The sequence below is a fragment of the Paenibacillus sp. FSL L8-0470 genome (assembly GCF_038008625.1).
In the GTDB taxonomy this organism is placed as follows: domain Bacteria; phylum Bacillota; class Bacilli; order Paenibacillales; family Paenibacillaceae; genus Paenibacillus_AQ.
The window spans coordinates 1,140,637-1,155,798 of sequence record NZ_JBBOZM010000001.1; the positions used below are offsets into that span (position 1 = coordinate 1,140,637).

The 15,162-nt window shown below is 50.5% G+C and carries 16 protein-coding genes and 1 pseudogene; 12 read left to right on the top strand and 5 right to left on the bottom strand.

Annotation, left to right across the window (positions count from 1 at the left end; translation table 11 throughout):
• From nikC to NST99_RS05250, 7 genes are all read left to right on the top strand, one after another.
• On the top strand, nucleotides 1-894 hold the full coding sequence (gene nikC, locus NST99_RS05220; RefSeq protein WP_341090104.1) for a nickel transporter permease: 894 nt from the start codon (nucleotides 1-3) through the stop codon (nucleotides 892-894).
• Between the two features lie 211 nt (nucleotides 895-1,105).
• Nucleotides 1,106-1,888 carry a molybdate ABC transporter substrate-binding protein gene (gene modA, locus NST99_RS05225; RefSeq protein ID WP_341090106.1) on the top strand — a complete coding sequence of 261 codons (783 nt, stop codon included), beginning with the start codon at nucleotides 1,106-1,108 and terminating at the stop codon, nucleotides 1,886-1,888.
• Between the two features lie 31 nt (nucleotides 1,889-1,919).
• Complete coding sequence (modB, locus tag NST99_RS05230; RefSeq protein WP_038586608.1) at nucleotides 1,920-2,582, top strand: molybdate ABC transporter permease subunit; 663 nt, start codon at nucleotides 1,920-1,922, stop codon at nucleotides 2,580-2,582.
• A 180-nt stretch (nucleotides 2,583-2,762) separates the two neighbouring features.
• Nucleotides 2,763-3,329: an RNA polymerase sigma factor gene (locus tag NST99_RS05235; RefSeq protein ID WP_341090109.1), complete on the top strand. Its 567-nt coding sequence runs from the start codon at nucleotides 2,763-2,765 to the stop codon at nucleotides 3,327-3,329.
• Complete coding sequence (locus tag NST99_RS05240; protein ID WP_341090111.1) at nucleotides 3,329-3,640, top strand: hypothetical protein; 312 nt, start codon at nucleotides 3,329-3,331, stop codon at nucleotides 3,638-3,640. The genes NST99_RS05235 and NST99_RS05240 overlap by 1 nt, the downstream gene beginning before the upstream one ends.
• 64 nt (nucleotides 3,641-3,704) lie before the next feature.
• Nucleotides 3,705-4,088 carry a hypothetical protein gene (locus NST99_RS05245; protein ID WP_038586617.1) on the top strand — a complete coding sequence of 128 codons (384 nt, stop codon included), beginning with the start codon at nucleotides 3,705-3,707 and terminating at the stop codon, nucleotides 4,086-4,088.
• A gap of 5 nt (nucleotides 4,089-4,093) precedes the next feature.
• Nucleotides 4,094-4,480 (top strand): hypothetical protein, encoded by a 387-nt coding sequence (locus NST99_RS05250; protein ID WP_341090113.1) that lies wholly within the window; start codon nucleotides 4,094-4,096, stop codon nucleotides 4,478-4,480.
• Nucleotides 4,481-4,505: 25 nt separating this feature from the next.
• On the opposite strand, the gene NST99_RS05255 is transcribed toward NST99_RS05250, so the two are convergent.
• From NST99_RS05255 to NST99_RS05265, 3 genes are all read right to left on the bottom strand, one after another.
• On the bottom strand, nucleotides 4,506-5,513 hold the full coding sequence (locus NST99_RS05255; protein ID WP_341090115.1) for a helix-turn-helix transcriptional regulator: 1,008 nt from the start codon (nucleotides 5,511-5,513) through the stop codon (nucleotides 4,506-4,508).
• A 121-nt stretch (nucleotides 5,514-5,634) separates the two neighbouring features.
• Nucleotides 5,635-5,820, bottom strand: coding sequence for a hypothetical protein (locus NST99_RS05260; protein WP_341090117.1), 186 nt, complete (start codon nucleotides 5,818-5,820; stop codon nucleotides 5,635-5,637).
• Nucleotides 5,786-6,418, bottom strand: a complete 633-nt coding sequence (locus NST99_RS05265) for a polysaccharide deacetylase family protein (protein WP_341090119.1) — start codon at nucleotides 6,416-6,418, stop codon at nucleotides 5,786-5,788. Before NST99_RS05265 ends, NST99_RS05260 begins: the two co-directional genes overlap by 35 nt.
• Nucleotides 6,419-6,604: 186 nt before the next feature.
• On the opposite strand from NST99_RS05265, the gene NST99_RS05270 reads away from it, so the two are divergent.
• Nucleotides 6,605-8,014: a deoxyguanosinetriphosphate triphosphohydrolase family protein gene (locus NST99_RS05270; RefSeq protein ID WP_341090120.1), complete on the top strand. Its 1,410-nt coding sequence runs from the start codon at nucleotides 6,605-6,607 to the stop codon at nucleotides 8,012-8,014.
• A gap of 343 nt (nucleotides 8,015-8,357) precedes the next feature.
• Nucleotides 8,358-10,133, top strand: a complete 1,776-nt coding sequence (locus NST99_RS05275) for a methyl-accepting chemotaxis protein (protein WP_341090122.1) — start codon at nucleotides 8,358-8,360, stop codon at nucleotides 10,131-10,133.
• Between the two features lie 134 nt (nucleotides 10,134-10,267).
• On the opposite strand, the gene NST99_RS05280 is transcribed toward NST99_RS05275, so the two are convergent.
• Complete coding sequence (locus tag NST99_RS05280; RefSeq protein WP_341090123.1) at nucleotides 10,268-11,224, bottom strand: D-2-hydroxyacid dehydrogenase; 957 nt, start codon at nucleotides 11,222-11,224, stop codon at nucleotides 10,268-10,270.
• Nucleotides 11,225-11,313: 89 nt separating this feature from the next.
• Here NST99_RS05280 and thpR point away from each other — a divergent pair, with 89 nt between their 5' ends.
• The 3 genes and pseudogenes from thpR to NST99_RS05295 all read left to right on the top strand — a co-directional run bounded on the left by thpR (nucleotide 11,314) and on the right by NST99_RS05295 (nucleotide 13,696).
• Nucleotides 11,314-11,919: an RNA 2',3'-cyclic phosphodiesterase gene (gene thpR / locus NST99_RS05285; protein ID WP_341090124.1), complete on the top strand. Its 606-nt coding sequence runs from the start codon at nucleotides 11,314-11,316 to the stop codon at nucleotides 11,917-11,919.
• Nucleotides 11,920-12,001: 82 nt separating this feature from the next.
• Nucleotides 12,002-12,892: a cell wall hydrolase gene (locus tag NST99_RS05290; protein WP_341090126.1), complete on the top strand. Its 891-nt coding sequence runs from the start codon at nucleotides 12,002-12,004 to the stop codon at nucleotides 12,890-12,892.
• A 121-nt stretch (nucleotides 12,893-13,013) separates the two neighbouring features.
• Nucleotides 13,014-13,696, top strand: a pseudogene (locus NST99_RS05295) (metal-dependent hydrolase).
• Nucleotides 13,697-13,800: 104 nt separating this feature from the next.
• Here the strand turns inward: NST99_RS05295 and NST99_RS05300 are convergent.
• Nucleotides 13,801-14,991 carry an MGDG synthase family glycosyltransferase gene (locus tag NST99_RS05300; RefSeq protein ID WP_341090127.1) on the bottom strand — a complete coding sequence of 397 codons (1,191 nt, stop codon included), beginning with the start codon at nucleotides 14,989-14,991 and terminating at the stop codon, nucleotides 13,801-13,803.
• Between the last annotated feature and the right edge of the window lie 171 nt (nucleotides 14,992-15,162).

Here is a 15,162-nt window from a genome sequence, read left to right on the forward strand (position 1 = left end):
GTGGCACAGGCAACAGTTAATGTAACGCCCCCAAAGGTACGTGCCGAAAAGGGCTCCGGACCTTGGCATGATGCGTGGAGGGCATTCCGCAAGAACAAGACGGCTATGCTCGGGCTCTGTATTATTTTGTTTTTCGTGCTGATTGCGCTGTTTGCCCCGCTTATCGCGCCGTATACCTTCAAGGAGCAGGAGCTGGTGAACCGGCTGAAGGCACCGTCGGCTGACCATTGGTTCGGCACGGACGATCTGGGAAGAGATTTGTTCAGCCGGGTCCTGTACGGTGCCCGTATCTCGCTTTGGGTCGGGTTCTCCTCAGTGATCGGTTCTATTATTGTCGGTACATTTCTGGGGGTTCTGGCCGGATTCTATGGCAAGTGGGTAGACATGCTGATCTCCAGAATGTTTGATATCCTCTTGGCTTTTCCGAGTATTCTGCTCGCGATTGCAATTGTGGCCATACTCGGACCCTCTCTGCGGAATGCGCTGCTCGCCATTGCGATTGTTAACATCCCGACCTATGGAAGACTCGTTCGGGCCAAGGTGCTCAGTTTGAAGTCGGAGGAATACATCACGGCGGCAAGAGCGATCGGGATGACGAATGCGCGTATTCTGCTGACTCATATTCTGCCGAACAGCCTGACACCGATCATTGTACAAGGGACGCTGGGCATCGCAACCGCCATTATCGAAGCGGCAGCCCTCGGCTTCCTTGGCCTTGGTGCGCAGCCGCCTGATCCGGAATGGGGCAAGATACTCTCCGATTCGCGCCAGTTCATTCAGAAGGCGCCGTGGACGGTCATTTTTCCGGGGATGTCAATCATGTTGACTGTACTCGGATTCAACCTGATGGGAGACGGACTACGCGATGTGCTTGATCCGCGGATGAAGAGTTAAAACAATGAGATCCAGGGAAGCCCTTAGGTGTTTACACGCCTGGGGGCTTTTTTGCTATGAAGCCCATTATAAATAGAAATGTATGTTAAGGTGTAATCTGTATTAATCATAACTGAATATAAGCAAACATAACCAAACGTATAGAAAAACGAAAAAAGATATGCTAGAATATCATCTAAATATACAAGATATATAAATGGGAGGAATGGAAATGGTCAAGAAATTAGCGTTGGTTGTCATGACTGTAATGCTTGCTGTGGGCTTGTCGGCAATACCTGAGAAACAGGCAGAGGCGGCGAAGAAGAAAACCGAAATCATTGTATCTGCCGCAGCCAGCCTGCAGGACAGTCTTGACAAGATTGCCGTTCTTTATGAGAAGCAGCATCCTGATATTGACCTCGTCTTTAACTATGGCGCTTCCGGTACATTACAGAAGCAGATTGAACAAGGCGCTCCGGCCGATCTGTTCTTCTCAGCAGGAGATAAGCAAATGACAGCGCTGGTGGATGGCAAACTCATTTCAGGCCATACGGAACTTCTAAAGAATCGGCTGGTTCTCATTGTGCCTTCCGATTCCAAAGCTAAGATTACAACAATCACACAGCTTACAGATAAAACATTCAAGAAGGTCGCTGTCGGACAACCGGAATCGGTGCCGGCGGGCCAATATGCGCAGCAGTCATTGACCGCGAAGAATGTATGGGATACGCTGCAGAGCAAACTGGTATTCGCCAAGGATGTCCGCCAGGTGCTCTCCTACGTGGAAACAGGCAATGCTGATGCCGGATTTGTGTATAAGACAGATGCCCTAACCTCCAAGAAGGTGAAGATCGCCCTTACTGTAGGGGCACAGGTGCACAAAGCAATCAATTATCCGGTCGGGATCGTTAAGGATTCCAAACATCAGGCAGAGGCCAGAGCCTTCTATAACTACGTGCAAACCAAGGCGGCGGGCGATATTTTTACCGGCTACGGCTTTCAGCTTGCCAAGTAATTCTAATCGAACTTAAGCGGGGTGAAAGCGGATGGAGATCAATTGGACTGATTTTTTCGCCCCGGTCTGGCTTTCCGTCAAAATCTCTGTAATCACGAGCATCATCGTATTCCTTCTGGCAACCTTCGCAGCTAAGAAGATGGCGGGCCGGAGGTTCCCCGGATACAGTCTGGTCGAGACCATTCTGCTGCTGCCGCTTGTACTGCCCCCTACCGTAGTCGGCTTTGTGCTTCTAGTAATTCTGGGACGGCGGAGCTGGATTGGCAGGCTGTATGAGCAGTTCACAGAGCATACCATCCTCTTTACCTGGGGGGCTGCCGTTATTGCTGCGGTGGTTGTGGCCTTTCCGCTGGTCTACCGGACCGTTAAGGCCGGGTTTGAGGATGTCGAAAAGGATCTTGAGGATGCGGCGCGTGCACAGGGTGCCAGTGAACTGCAGGTGCTGCGTTATGTAACGTTGCCGCTTGCCAGCCGTTCTCTGGCTGCAGGGTATGTGCTCGGCTTTGCCCGCGGGCTTGGCGAATTTGGAGCTACGATCATGGTAGCAGGCAATATTCCCGGCCGTACGCAGACGGTGCCCACCGCCATATATGTGGCCGTCGACGGCGGCGACATGACGCTGGCCTGGATGTGGGTATGCTCGATAATCGTAATCTCAGCCGTTATGCTAATGTTTGTTAATCGCCGTTCTTGAATCGAAGTATGCGGATAACCTCCGGTTTTGCCATCAAGCATCATGGCAAGACCGGAGGTTATTTACTATGATCATAGAGAGAACAGAACATTTGAGGACGGCTAATAAATGATTATGTGAAATTTCGAACAAAGCCTGGAGTTCATTCGTAATGTTAATTGAAAGGGTGGGCGGGGGCACATGATTACCGATAAACAACTCATTGAAGGGTGCCGGTCCGGCCGCCGTGAAATGCTGGGACTGCTCGTCGACAGATACAAAGATGATTTGTACCGGTTTTGCCGCCACCTTACCCTGAATGCCCAGGATGCCGAGGACCTGTTTCAGGAGGTGTGGGTCCGGGTCATCCGCAAGCTGGAGAAATATGATTGCGAGCGTTCCTTTAAAGCCTGGCTGTTTCAAGTTACGCTCAATCTGCATAGGGACCGCTACCGCAGATGGAAAAAACTCCAGCGCCGTTTTCTGGGTGAGGCGTCTTTCCAGGCGGACTTCCTGAACATCCGGGATTCGTCGCCTCTCACGGAAGAAGCTTTGCTGCGGAATGAACGGAACGCCGAGCTGGAGCAGGGGCTGCGTGCGTTGTCCAAACGGTATTTGGCGCCGCTGGTTCTCTACTATTACAACGAATTCAGCTATGAGGAGATTGCGGAGATGCTTGGCATTCCCGTGGGAACGGTCAAGTCAAGGCTCAATCAAGGGAAGAAGCTGCTGCAAACCTCCATGCAGCATGTAAAGGAGGAAGCATGATGAATGAAGAGGAAGCGCAGGAACAACTGCTAAGCCGATATTTTAATGAACCGGCCCTGGCTTCTCCCCGGCTTGTTGCGGATACTCTCCGGAAAATAACGGCTGCAGAAAGATTGGGAAGAAACTTTATCGCTGTCGTGGTGATTCAAGTTATTGTGCTAATGCTGCTGGGAGCCTGTGTGCTGACGGGTCCTCTTCCCCTGCTATGGAAGCTGGTCCTGCTGCTGGCCTTTGGTCTCGTTCAGACATCTGCCGCCGCAGCACTGCTGTTCTGCCTGTCCGGCAGATCGGGCGCAGCAGCCCGGGCATGACTTTTCAGGTATATGGGGCAGGCGGACACCAGACATCCGCATTATTCTCAAAGGAGGACGGCATATGAAGAGACATAAGCCGCTTGGCAAATTGCTTTTTTGGGTTCTTACAACCGGCTTCTTGCTTACTCTGGCCTTAATGGGATATTGGATGTTTCCCTATATGTCGGATGTCCTTAGTGAGGAACGTGGCTGGTTTTTGTTTATGGGGCTGGCCGTGCTGCTGCTCATTGGTTTGAATGGAGCTATAGCCGTATTCATCTACAGGGATGCTTCGCGTATGGGGATGAACACATGGTTGTGGATGACTGCTGTCATCTACATTCCCAATTTAATTGGGCTGCTGATCTACTTTGTGGTCAGACAGCAGCACAAAAGAGACGGCGGCGTGAGTGCTAAAGAGGAATATTGCCCGCACTGCGGGCACATGATTAGAACCGGGGAGTGAATGAAGTGAACAAAAAGTGGAGCCTGCTGATACTCGTAGTACTGACATCTGCTTTGCTGCTTACGGGCTGCGAAAAAAGGCTGATGTTCGTTGGATCAAGCAGTGGTAAACAAATTAAGGCATCCTACAAGCTGCTGTCAGGTACGGAAACAAAGACGCTGAAGCTCAAAGAAGGGGAAACTCTGCTTCTGGACTATACCTCCAAAGTGGATAAAGGCAAGCTGTCCATGAAGCTGTATGATCCCGATCACGAGCTTGTGAAAGAGCTTCGTACGAATGAGGCCGGAGAAGAGCAGGTGGAGATTAAAAAGGACGGTAAATACAAGCTCGAAATTGTCGGTACCGGGACCAAAGGAAGTTATAAAATCAAATATTCCACTGAAGCCGAGTAGGGATTACTGGCTGGCTGCTTTCCGCTTAAGTCTCGTAAATGAGCCTTCCGGTATCGGTAAGGTCATAGCCGTGAATGGAGCTGAGTTCGTTTTTGAATGCAGATGACCGTAAAATGTCGATGACAGTCCCGATCCATTGCTCATGCTCCGGCTTCTTGATCATTACAAGATCATAACGCTCCTGAATGAGCGGAATGAATTCAATGCCGTCAATAATCTTGGCGGCTTTTTCTGTGCCGATGCCGACGTCAGCCTCACCCCGTGCCACCATCCCGGCTACGGCCAAATGACTGTTTTCTATAGTGTCATAACCGCTTAACTGGGCGGACTGGATACCGTGCAGGCGCAGCTGCTCGTCCAGCAGCACCCGCGCACCGGAGCCGCGCTCGCGGTTAATCAGCCGGAGGCCCTTCTGCTGGAGATCCGACCAGTCACGGATGCCCTTCGGATTGCCCTTTAGCACGTAAAATCCTGCACTTCGCGCCAGCATATGCACCACTACATAGGAGAAGCCGACAAGCAGCTTGCGGATATAGGGCAGGTTATATTCTCCTGTATCGCCGTCCAGCAGGTGGGTGCTGACAATGTCAGACTCCCCATGATACATCGCAATCAGGCTGTCCAGACTACCGGCATAGGAACGAAGCGGCCGGGAGGAGGGCTGGCTGCGCTCCAGGTGGGTAGCCAGAATGTCCAGCGACATATCCTGCCCGGTAATGACCACATTGACTCCGGCCGATTTACCGGTAAATGCAGGCGGCTGGGAAAAGTGAAGCGGTGCTGCAAAAGTGGCTGGCGGCAGTGCAAAGGGAGTATGGGGAAGTGCGGCTGCATCGCCAGCAGGCGGACCGGCCGAAGCTCCGCTGCGCGAATTCTGCTTGTAGGCCTCCAGATCGGAGAGGTCGACACGCATTTGTTTACCGACACGGTAAGAGGGCAGCTCGCCCTTTTTGATCAAATCATAAACCTTCAGCTTGGATATCTTCAATAACCGGGCGATTTCCTCGGTAGTATAGGAAGTGTTCTCAGACATGGATAAAGCCTCCTAAAGGATGGACTGCAGCAGCGATCATAAAGTCATAATAATAGCTCAAGACTACCTTATTTTGAGGTCAATCGCAATTAAAGAGCCACGGAAAGGCCGGCAAAAGTATTCAAAAAGCAAAATGCCGGCCATGCTTCACCTGCTCTGCATCGGATAATTCAATCAGTTCGGAAACGGTGACGAACCGGAAGCCCCGTTTTGCAAGCTCGGGCAGGATGATTTTGAGCGCTTCACCCGTCTGCGACTGCCCGTGTACATAATCATGGAACAGTACGATATCGCCGTTTTTTTGCATTACGGATGACTTTGCTGTAGATATTCCACACACCAGGACGGTTCCAGTCGCGGGTATCCTGATGCCAGGACCACAGCACCGGCTTGAGGCCCATATTGTTGGATACATCAATCAGTGTATCATCGTACATGCCGCCAGGCGGTCTGAACAGGCTGCTGTGTTTGCCTGAGATCTTTACGATTTCCTTTTCGGTCAACTCCAGCTCCTGCAGAATCTGCTGCTCGGAAATAGGCTTCTTGAAATACACATGATTGTAAGTATGGTTAGCCAGTTCATGCCCCTCGGCAATCACCTGCTTGGCTACCTCGGGATAGGCGGCAATTTTTTTGCCGATAGCAAAAAAGGTGCATTTGGCATGGTATTGATGCAGCACATTCAGAATCTGCGTGGTCTCGGAAGGATCGGGTCCGTCGTCGAAGGTCAGTGCTATTACTTTTTGACTGGTGGGGACCTCCCAGATCATGGCCCCGCTCTGCTCATAATAATAGCGGTTTTTAATATTTGGACTGGCTAGCGCGCTGTTAGTAAGCCCAAGCAAAAGCATGAATGCTGTTATTGTGGTATAGGTTATTCTGCAGCCTGTTTTCATAAGATTCATCTTTCACTCCATACATGACCCGTGGCAAAGTAAACGGGTTATTTTGCTTTAGAATGCTCCATGCACCTTACAAACTATTCACTGCGGCCGGGGAGTTGCTCAACTTTCTATTTTAGAGTGAAAGTTCTGCTGAAAATGACTTATAATGAAATACTAAATACAGATCAATGGATAGGGGCAGCGGATATGACACTTATTGAGAAAAGAGAGCATCGGCAATATCCGGAGATTACCCGGCTGGAAACCTCTAGAGCTGCATATGAACGCGATTATTCGCGCCTGATTCATTCGCCGACTTTTCGCCGGCTGCAAGGCAAATCACAGGTGTTTGGCGCCGGTACCGGCGATTATTACCGTACGCGCCTGACTCATTCCCTGGAAGTGGCACAAATTGCCCGTGAAGCCGCCAAGAGCCTGCTTCGCTCTTACCCGGAGGTGGAAACAGGGCAGGCGGACAACCCGGGTCTTGTAATCGATCCCGAAGTGGTGGAATGCGCTGCTATCGCGCATGATTTCGGCCACCCGCCATTCGGCCACAAAGGGGAAGAAGTGCTCGATAATATTTTGGAGCAGCTTGTGGCTAAAAAGACTGAGGAAGAAGCGCTGAAATCCGGCGCGGGTCCGCTGCAAAAGCAGACGATCCACGAAAATCTGAAACGGCAATATGAGCATTTTGAGGGCAATGCCCATAATTTCCGGCTGATCATGTTTCTGGAGAAGCGCGAGAACATCGACGGCCTGAACCTTTCCGACGCAGTGCTGCTGGGGATCAACAAGTATCCTTTTCCCGGCACGGTACTCAAGAAAGGCATGTATCTTCATGAATGGGATTATATCAGGGAAGTCCGCAAGGAATGGGGGGTGCCGGAAGGCAAGAAGACGCTGGAAGCCCAGCTTATGGACCTCTGCGACGACATCGCCTATTCCGCCCATGATTTGGAGGATGGCATAAAGGCCGGCAAGATTGAGGTCCATGAGCACTTTATGCATGATGCCTATATCCAGCAGCTGATCGTCGAGAAGATTACCACGCTGGAGGATTTGTTCTGGGAAGGCTGGAAGTCAGAGGCTATCCATGCGAAAGTTGAAGAGGTACTGAGCTCATTCCTGCGGGTATGGATGGAGAAAATGCCCACCTGCGAAAATGATTACTCCCGCACCCGGCGTGAGGTTAAAGCCTACTGGGTCAGCACCTTTGTCGCCAGCTTAGGCGTGATTCACGACGGAAACTGGAAGAAGGTCACCTTTATCAAGGAGGGCAAAGAAGATGAGGACATGCTGCGGACGGTCAGTGTGCTCAAAAGCTTCGCCTGGGTCACGATGATTCGCGACCTGCGTGTGCAGCGGCTGCAGAAACGCAGTGAGTGGATTTTGCGGCGGCTTTGGGGCGCATTCCTTGATCCTGAAACGTCAAAGGCGATTATTCCGAGCGACTGGCTGCAGCGCTTTGAGAAGGATCAGCGGTCGCAGAGGCCGATCTGGACGTGGGAGCATATGGTGATTGATTATATTGCCGGAATGACAGATGCTTTTGCCGAGAAAATCTACAATGAGCTTTATGGTCTGAAGGTCGGTTCTATTTACGATCTGGACTAGGACAAGCAAAAGGAACGGCGAAGTTGTATCTACAGGAAGTGATGCTTGCCGCAGCCGGGCCGGACATTGATTAACAGGTTTCAAGTGAGTATGGCTAAAGACTCAGGGTGAAAGCCAGCAGACTCAGTGGCGTTATAAAAAACCCGAAGCCCCTATACGGTGCGCTTTGGGTCTTTTGGTATGTTCTAAAGAGACAGGAATGAATATCTTACATTATATAAATTTCTCATTTCAATCTGCCGAAATATAAGGTAGATCTGTTTTTTGCCCATTCTTGAAAATGAAATGTAACAGATTGGAATTACATGTTTGGTTTTCGGAAAAGTTTGAGGAGGATGCGCAAATGAGAAAGGATCTGGGACTTAAGGGATCTGTACACAAATTCGTTAATGGGACATTGAAGGGGGTAACATCCAGGGGGAAGCAAAGCATAGGCTTCAAAATAGCTTCCGGGTACGTTGTTTTGGCTTTGCTGGTCTTGATTATCGGAGGAACCTCTCTTTATTTAATGAACGGTATGCAAAAGAATACCGGAGATATTGTTGAACAAATGGTCCCTGCGCTGGAAGAAATACATAATGTCAATTATTACACTGAACATATCATGGCGGTCAGTATGCAGCATATTTTAAGCACCGATGCTGCACAGAAAAAAAAGCTGGAAGCGGAACGTGACCAATTTATCCGTAAAGTGGCCGAATCTATGAAAAACTATAGAAATACGCTGCGGAATAAGGATCAGAAGGAGCTGTTGCAATCACTGAATCATAAATGGGATGAATTTATGACTATAAACAACCAGGCGATCAAGCAGAGCGGTGCAGGCGACGAAGAACTGGCACTGGAGGTCTCGCAAAAAGGGATTACGGCGTTTAATTCGATGCAGACCGATATGGATGCTCTGGTTGATCACAGCGAGAAAGCCGCGTCTGAAGAGGGCGAGCGTTCCGTTGAGATTTTTCATACTTCTATTATTGTGAATCTGATTACTGTAGTGGTAGTGCTGGTTGTGATCGGTCTGATTAATATGGTTATCCGGCGCACAATCATCAATCCGCTGAAGCAGGTAACCGTTCATTTGCAACAAATATCAGGCGGTGATTTGACGTCAGAGGATACCTTGATTGCAAATCAGGATGAAATCGGTTTGCTTGCCAGGACGGTAAACGATACGAACCGGACATTGCTGGAGATTGTGAGTCAGATCCGTAGTGTTTCCAGTATTATCGCGAGGCAGGGGGATGAGCTGGTCCGCAATATTTCCGATACAAAGGAGGGCAGCCAGCAGATTGCCCTTACTATGGAGGAGTTGGCCAAAGCTTCTGGAAGCCAGGCGGAGGCAGCCGTAGAAGCATCCAAAGCGATAGAGGATCTGAATATACTGATTGAGGCTTTTGCAGTCAAAGGTATGGATCTGTCGCTTCATTCCGGGCAGGTACGGACAAAGGGTGACAGAGGCAAGCAATTAATGGAGAGCTCAGTGGCACAAATGGGGCAAATCGCCGAAGCAGTATCACAATCCATGGAAACGGTGGAGGAGCTGAACCGCAAGAATGAGGGGATCTTCCGGCTGGTTGGCTCGATCCGCAGCATTTCCGAACAGACGCATCTCCTGGCAATCAACGCTGCGATTGAAGCAGCCAGAGCCGGAGACAGCGGGCGCGGATTTGCGGTTGTGGCGCAAGAGGTGCGGAAGCTTTCGGAGGAAGTGCAGCGGACGGTATCGGAAATTACCGGGATTACGCAAGGCATTCAACTGGACTCCAAAGAGGTGGTCGAGCATTTGCGCATGGGGGTCATGAGGACAGAAGAAGGCAGCCGGCAAATTGCTGAGACAGGCGAAGCTTTGGATGACATCAATAAATCGGTGCATGTTATGTCCGGCACTATTGAAGAGATGGGCGGTAATCTTCAGCAGATGACCGCAGCAAGCGAAACGATGAACGAGTTCAGCCAGCATATTTCAGCCCTTGCCCAGCAATCGGCGGCAGGTGTGGAAGAAACCTCAGCTTCGGCCCACGAGCAGCTCAGCGCCACCAATGAAGTTGCAGCTGGCATAGGGCAGCTAAAAACACTGCTGACCGAGCTTAGTGAATCGGTAACTCGTTTTCAGGTATAAGAGGAAAGCCCCTCACGGGTTCATTTACGCAAGGAGTAAATGTGCCTGTGAGGGGCTGTTTGTGCTTGTTATAAACGTGACGGCAGAAGCTTGCTGCACGTTGCTTGGCCGCCAGTCAATAGAGTGGGCTGCAGTCAGTACTGGCGGCTATAGTCAACCCTGTTGCGCGAAGGGGCGCCATCTTGCAGATAGGACTGCAGGTTGTCTGTGAAAATATTAACAACGCGGTCGGCATATCGGTCTGTAGTGCCGGCACAATGCGGGGTAATTACCACCTGCTCCATTTCCCATAGCGGATGATCCTGCGGCAGGGGTTCGGTCTCAAAGACATCCAGCCCCGCTCCGGCCAACTGGCCGCTCTTCAGCGCGGCTATCAAGTCTTCGGTATGGGTGGTGGCTCCCCGGCCGATGTTGATATAATAAGCGCCTTGCTTGCAGTTGGAGAAGATTTCCGCATTAAACAACCCTTGTGTTTCGTCGGTGAGCGGCAGCGTATTGATCACGAAATCGCCTTGGCGGATTGCGTCAGGCAGCTCGTCAGTGGTGTAGACCTGATCAAAATCGGCAACCGTTTTACCGGAACGGCTTATGCCGATGGTCTTCATCCGGAAAGCCTTGGCGATTCTTGCCGTTTCACTGCCGATGGAGCCGGTACCGGCAATGACAGCTGTCTTGCCGGTTAATTCACTTTCATTGCCTTCCGAATGCCAGCGGCGGTTCTGCTGGTTGCGTACGGCTGTATGCAACTTACGGGTGAAGAGCAGCATAAAGCCAAAGATTACAGCTGTGATCGGCTCGGCGTGAACGCCACTGGCGTTCGTGAGCAGGATTCCGCGCTCCTCCAATCGATCAAGCGGGAGTTTCTCTACACCAGCCGACCAAGTCTGAACCCAACGCAGCGGTGAATCCGGCTGCAGTAGCGTGTCGCTGATGCCCTTACCCCAGCCGATTACAATTTCTGCATTGGCCAGAAGCTCCAAATCCGGGCTTTTGGCGTTTCCCAGTGTGAGGGTATAACCTGGGGCGGCGTCGAGAATGAGCTTCTGCTGCTGGGATGTAAGGGGCTGTAAACAAACAATGGACTTCGTCATGATGGTTCCCTCCCGTTATACTTTTTTATAGGATTGGCTGATAATGTATAGAATAAGGATAACAAATCTGTCTGGAAAGGTGAAATTTTATGGAACTTAATAGGTCTGAGCGAGAGATTGAGCGCTTGTTTATTGCCGTAAAAGTCCCTTCAAACCTGAGTGAATTACTGGAAAAAGAGTCTAAAAAATGCTCCGCAAAGCTGAAATTTGCAAAATGGACACATTCTGAAGATTATCATATTACCCTGCAGTTTCTCGGTGACACACCCAGGAAAGAAATTCCTGCACTTCTTAAAGCGCTTGAGGAAATATCCGGAAAGAGCAAGCCGTTTCGATTAAGCTTGGAGAACTGGGGGACTTTTGGTCTTCCGCATGCGCCTAAGGTGCTCTGGGCAGGGGTTTCCGGCGAGCTTGCGAGACTTGGGGAACTGCAGCGGGACGTGGTTAATGCGACTTCTGGCCTCGGTTTTAAAGCCGAAACAAGGGAGTACAATCCCCATATTACCCTGGCCCGGAAATACCGGGGGGAGCAGCCCTTCAGCGCCGAGGAGCTGCCGGATTTACGTGACTGTGGAGAAAAAAAGGAGAACAATTGTTCGGAAAAGGACTGGACGGTAGATGCTTTTGTGGTGTATGCTACTAGAATGCATGCCATTCCTATGTATGAAATGATTGAAAAATTGACATTTTTCTAAATAAAAATCGACAAGAAAGTTTTCAAAGCTTCCATTTTCGGTTACATACAATAGGAATGTGCCGTAAAATAGGAGGTAAAAAATGGTTATTTTCAAACAAAATCGCTGTATTGCGCTGCTCGTTGGCGTTATTCTAGTGTGTTTCTCTTCAATAAGCCTGATGAACTCCGAGCGTGTATCAGAGGGCAAAAATACAGTATCAATGAATAAATTACAGACAACCCATGCATCTGCCGCATCTGTCCTGTCGTATCCTGCCACAACCGGCGCCAAGAGGATAATCGAAACACCCAAACCCATACTCTACACCACAGTTGCCGATCTGAGGCTTAACTGGAACAGCAATCCAGCCGTGAATTGGTTCACTCCCGATAAGCTGAAGCCGCAAAGCGCAGCCAAGAAGGTAACCATTCAGACTAAGGCTACTGTGGTGAAGGCACCGCCGGCAACAGCGCAGAAAGCGCTCGGACAGGCGGCAGCCAAGGGGAGCCAGACCGTAAAACAAGCGAAAACGGCATCTCAGCAACATCCCCCCGCTAAATTGTTCTTCTCCCGGACGCAGTTATTAAGCCAGGAACAGCAAGCGCAAGCAACCTGGAGCTACGCCGTATCCGATGAAGACCTGCTACTGCTGCAAAAAATCGTTATGGCAGAAGCAGAAGGCGAACCGTACCAGGGCAAGGTGGCAGTTGCCAACGTTGTTCTGAACCGGCTGCGGTCAGCCAATTTTCCCGACACCATTTATAAGGTCATTTATCAGAAAAGCCAGTTCAGTCCTGTGGCAAACGGGCGTCTTAAACGTGTCAAACCTAATAAGGACAGCATTAAAGCGGTAAATGCTGCGCTCTCTGGAGTTAAAGAGGTGACGGATGATACGTATTTCTTCCTGTCGCTGAAGCTGGCACAGGATCTGACGGTCCACCATTCGCAGGAGTACGCCAAGACCATCGGCAATCATACCTTTTATAAATAATTTGATTTCAATGAACGAGAAGCATAATTCCGCAAAACTTAGCGAATGCTTTCGAAGCCAGTTTTGCTGCACAGCCATTCCAAGAAGTACAATTCCGCAAAACTTTTAGGAGGATCTCTCTATGAAAATCACCTATTACGGTCATTCGGCGCTGCTTGTTGAGACGGAGGAAGTCAAGGTTATTATTGACCCTTTTTTGTCGGGAAATCCGAATTCGGGGATCTCACCCGATGAGCTTTCGGTCGACGCGGTCTGCTCACCCACGGACATTCCGATCATTTTGGAGATGCGCTGGAGATTGCCGCGAAGAATGACTGTCCGATCTTTGCTGTCTATGAACTGGCAGAATATTGCCGCATCAAAGGTGCGCAGGTCAAACACATGAATACCGGCGGCAGCCATTCCTATAAAGGAATTACCGTGAAATATACCCAGGCCTTTCATTCCTCCTCCATTACAGAAGGGGATACCTGGATTTATGCCGGACAACCGGCGGGCATTCTGCTCACTATCGGAGGCAAAACCTTATTTCATGCCGGAGACACGGCGTTGTTCGGAGATATGCGTCTGATCGGAGAACGAAACGCCATTGATATAGCGGCGCTGCCTATCGGGGACATGCTTACGATGGGGCCTGACGATGCACTGCTGGCGGCAAGATGGCTTCGTGCGGACAAAGTGATTCCGCTGCATTACAATACATTTCCGGCGATTGCCCAGAATGGCGCAGAGTTCTGTGACCGGCTGCGGCAGGAGGGGATTCAGGGCTATCCGCTGCAAGCAGGGGAAAGTTTGGAAATCTAACTGACGCTGGCGGTATAATAAAAGAACCTCCAATCCATACTTTAATGGATTGGAGGTTCTTTTGGTTGTGCAGTTCAGGCAGAACTGGCGGCAAACATTCGAGCTTAAGGGGTAACATAGACGGCCTCTTCATTGCGGGCCGGTGTCCGCGCTCCCCGCAAATCGGTTCTTCCATCAGCCGGTTTGCCCAGCAGCAGCTGCAGCACCGTAGAGGCGCAATTATGCGGTTGCTGGCGCTCGGGAGCCAGCCGGCGCTTCCGCAGCTCCTCCAGTCCGGCATATTCACGCAGCAGGAGGGAGAACCATTTGTCCACGACACTCGGATCCAGCACCTCGGCCAAGCCAAGCTCCACGAAATACTGGCAATTCTTCTCTTCCTGGCCGGGAATGGCGCTGTAGAAGAGCATCGGTATTCCTTTGGCCTGCCCTTCCGTGCAGGTCATTCCACCGGGCTTTGTAATCAGCAGATCGGAGGCATCCATCAGCTTATTGATTTCACTGCTGTAACCAAGTATCCTCACGTTGGGATGGTTCAACAGGGGATTGGCATGCATCTTGGCTACAAGCTTGTCGTTGCTGCCCATGCAGAAAATCAGCTGGATATCATCCATTCGGGCCGTGAGTGAGTCCATAACATCCTTGCCGAACATGAGTCCCCAGCCTCCGCCCATAATGAGCACGGTAGGAATATCGGCTAGCCCGAGTTCCTTGCGGAGCTGCGTCTTGTTGGAACGCTCCCAGAACTTCGGATGCACCGGTATGCCGGTGACCGTCACAAGCTCAGGAGATACTCCGCGGCCGGTCAGAATTGATTTTACCCGCGGAGTAGAGACTAGATACCGGTCAGCTTCAGCATTGACCCAGGTGGCGTGTGCGTCATAATCCGTTATGAGTGTAAAGAGCGGGACATTCAGCCCTTGCCGCTTCAACCTCGAAATGACGGCTGCGGGAATGGGATGTGTGCAAATAATTAAATCCGGTTTAAGCTGCTCGATAACCTGTAAGGCATGCGTATAAAAAACCCGGTGAAGCGCCAGCTTCGTCAACCGGTTCAGTGATTTATTGTATTGGGTCTTATACATCATGCCAACCAGCTTGGGCTGGCTGCTGACTGTTTTACGGTAAGCGGAAAGAATCCAAGGAGCAACCGTAGGATTCAGGAATTTCCCCAGCTCGATGACCCGGCATTGTACATCCGGATTCAACAGCTTCATTCCTTCGGCGAGAGCATAGGCTGCCCCTGTATGGCCCGTGCCGAAGCCTTCCGAAAACAGCAGTACTCTTTTCTTTCGCATAAGTTCACCTGCTACTTTCCTTCATAGGTAGAATTGCGGGTTCTCTTCTTTGGCGGATTGGAGATACCTCTAAATAATCATCTCTTCTATTATACAGCGAAATTAGCTGTTAATCTCATAATATAAGACTATGTGTGTCCGGCCATTCTATTCTTCCATTTCCCGCAGGGA

Coding starts and splice junctions, on each gene's coding strand:
- NST99_RS05265 (WP_341090119.1), bottom strand. CDS start 6,418: ATGAATCTTATGAAAACAGGCTGCAGAATAACCTATACCACAATAACA.
- NST99_RS05240 (WP_341090111.1), top strand. CDS start 3,329: ATGAATGAAGAGGAAGCGCAGGAACAACTGCTAAGCCGATATTTTAAT.
- NST99_RS05275 (WP_341090122.1), top strand. CDS start 8,358: ATGAGAAAGGATCTGGGACTTAAGGGATCTGTACACAAATTCGTTAAT.
- NST99_RS05280 (WP_341090123.1), bottom strand. CDS start 11,224: ATGACGAAGTCCATTGTTTGTTTACAGCCCCTTACATCCCAGCAGCAG.
- NST99_RS05270 (WP_341090120.1), top strand. CDS start 6,605: ATGACACTTATTGAGAAAAGAGAGCATCGGCAATATCCGGAGATTACC.
- NST99_RS05245 (WP_038586617.1), top strand. CDS start 3,705: ATGAAGAGACATAAGCCGCTTGGCAAATTGCTTTTTTGGGTTCTTACA.
- NST99_RS05260 (WP_341090117.1), bottom strand. CDS start 5,820: ATGCAAAAAAACGGCGATATCGTACTGTTCCATGATTATGTACACGGG.
- modB (WP_038586608.1), top strand. CDS start 1,920: ATGGAGATCAATTGGACTGATTTTTTCGCCCCGGTCTGGCTTTCCGTC.
- thpR (WP_341090124.1), top strand. CDS start 11,314: ATGGAACTTAATAGGTCTGAGCGAGAGATTGAGCGCTTGTTTATTGCC.
- modA (WP_341090106.1), top strand. CDS start 1,106: ATGGTCAAGAAATTAGCGTTGGTTGTCATGACTGTAATGCTTGCTGTG.
- NST99_RS05300 (WP_341090127.1), bottom strand. CDS start 14,991: ATGCGAAAGAAAAGAGTACTGCTGTTTTCGGAAGGCTTCGGCACGGGC.
- NST99_RS05255 (WP_341090115.1), bottom strand. CDS start 5,513: ATGTCTGAGAACACTTCCTATACTACCGAGGAAATCGCCCGGTTATTG.
- NST99_RS05290 (WP_341090126.1), top strand. CDS start 12,002: ATGGTTATTTTCAAACAAAATCGCTGTATTGCGCTGCTCGTTGGCGTT.
- NST99_RS05235 (WP_341090109.1), top strand. CDS start 2,763: ATGATTACCGATAAACAACTCATTGAAGGGTGCCGGTCCGGCCGCCGT.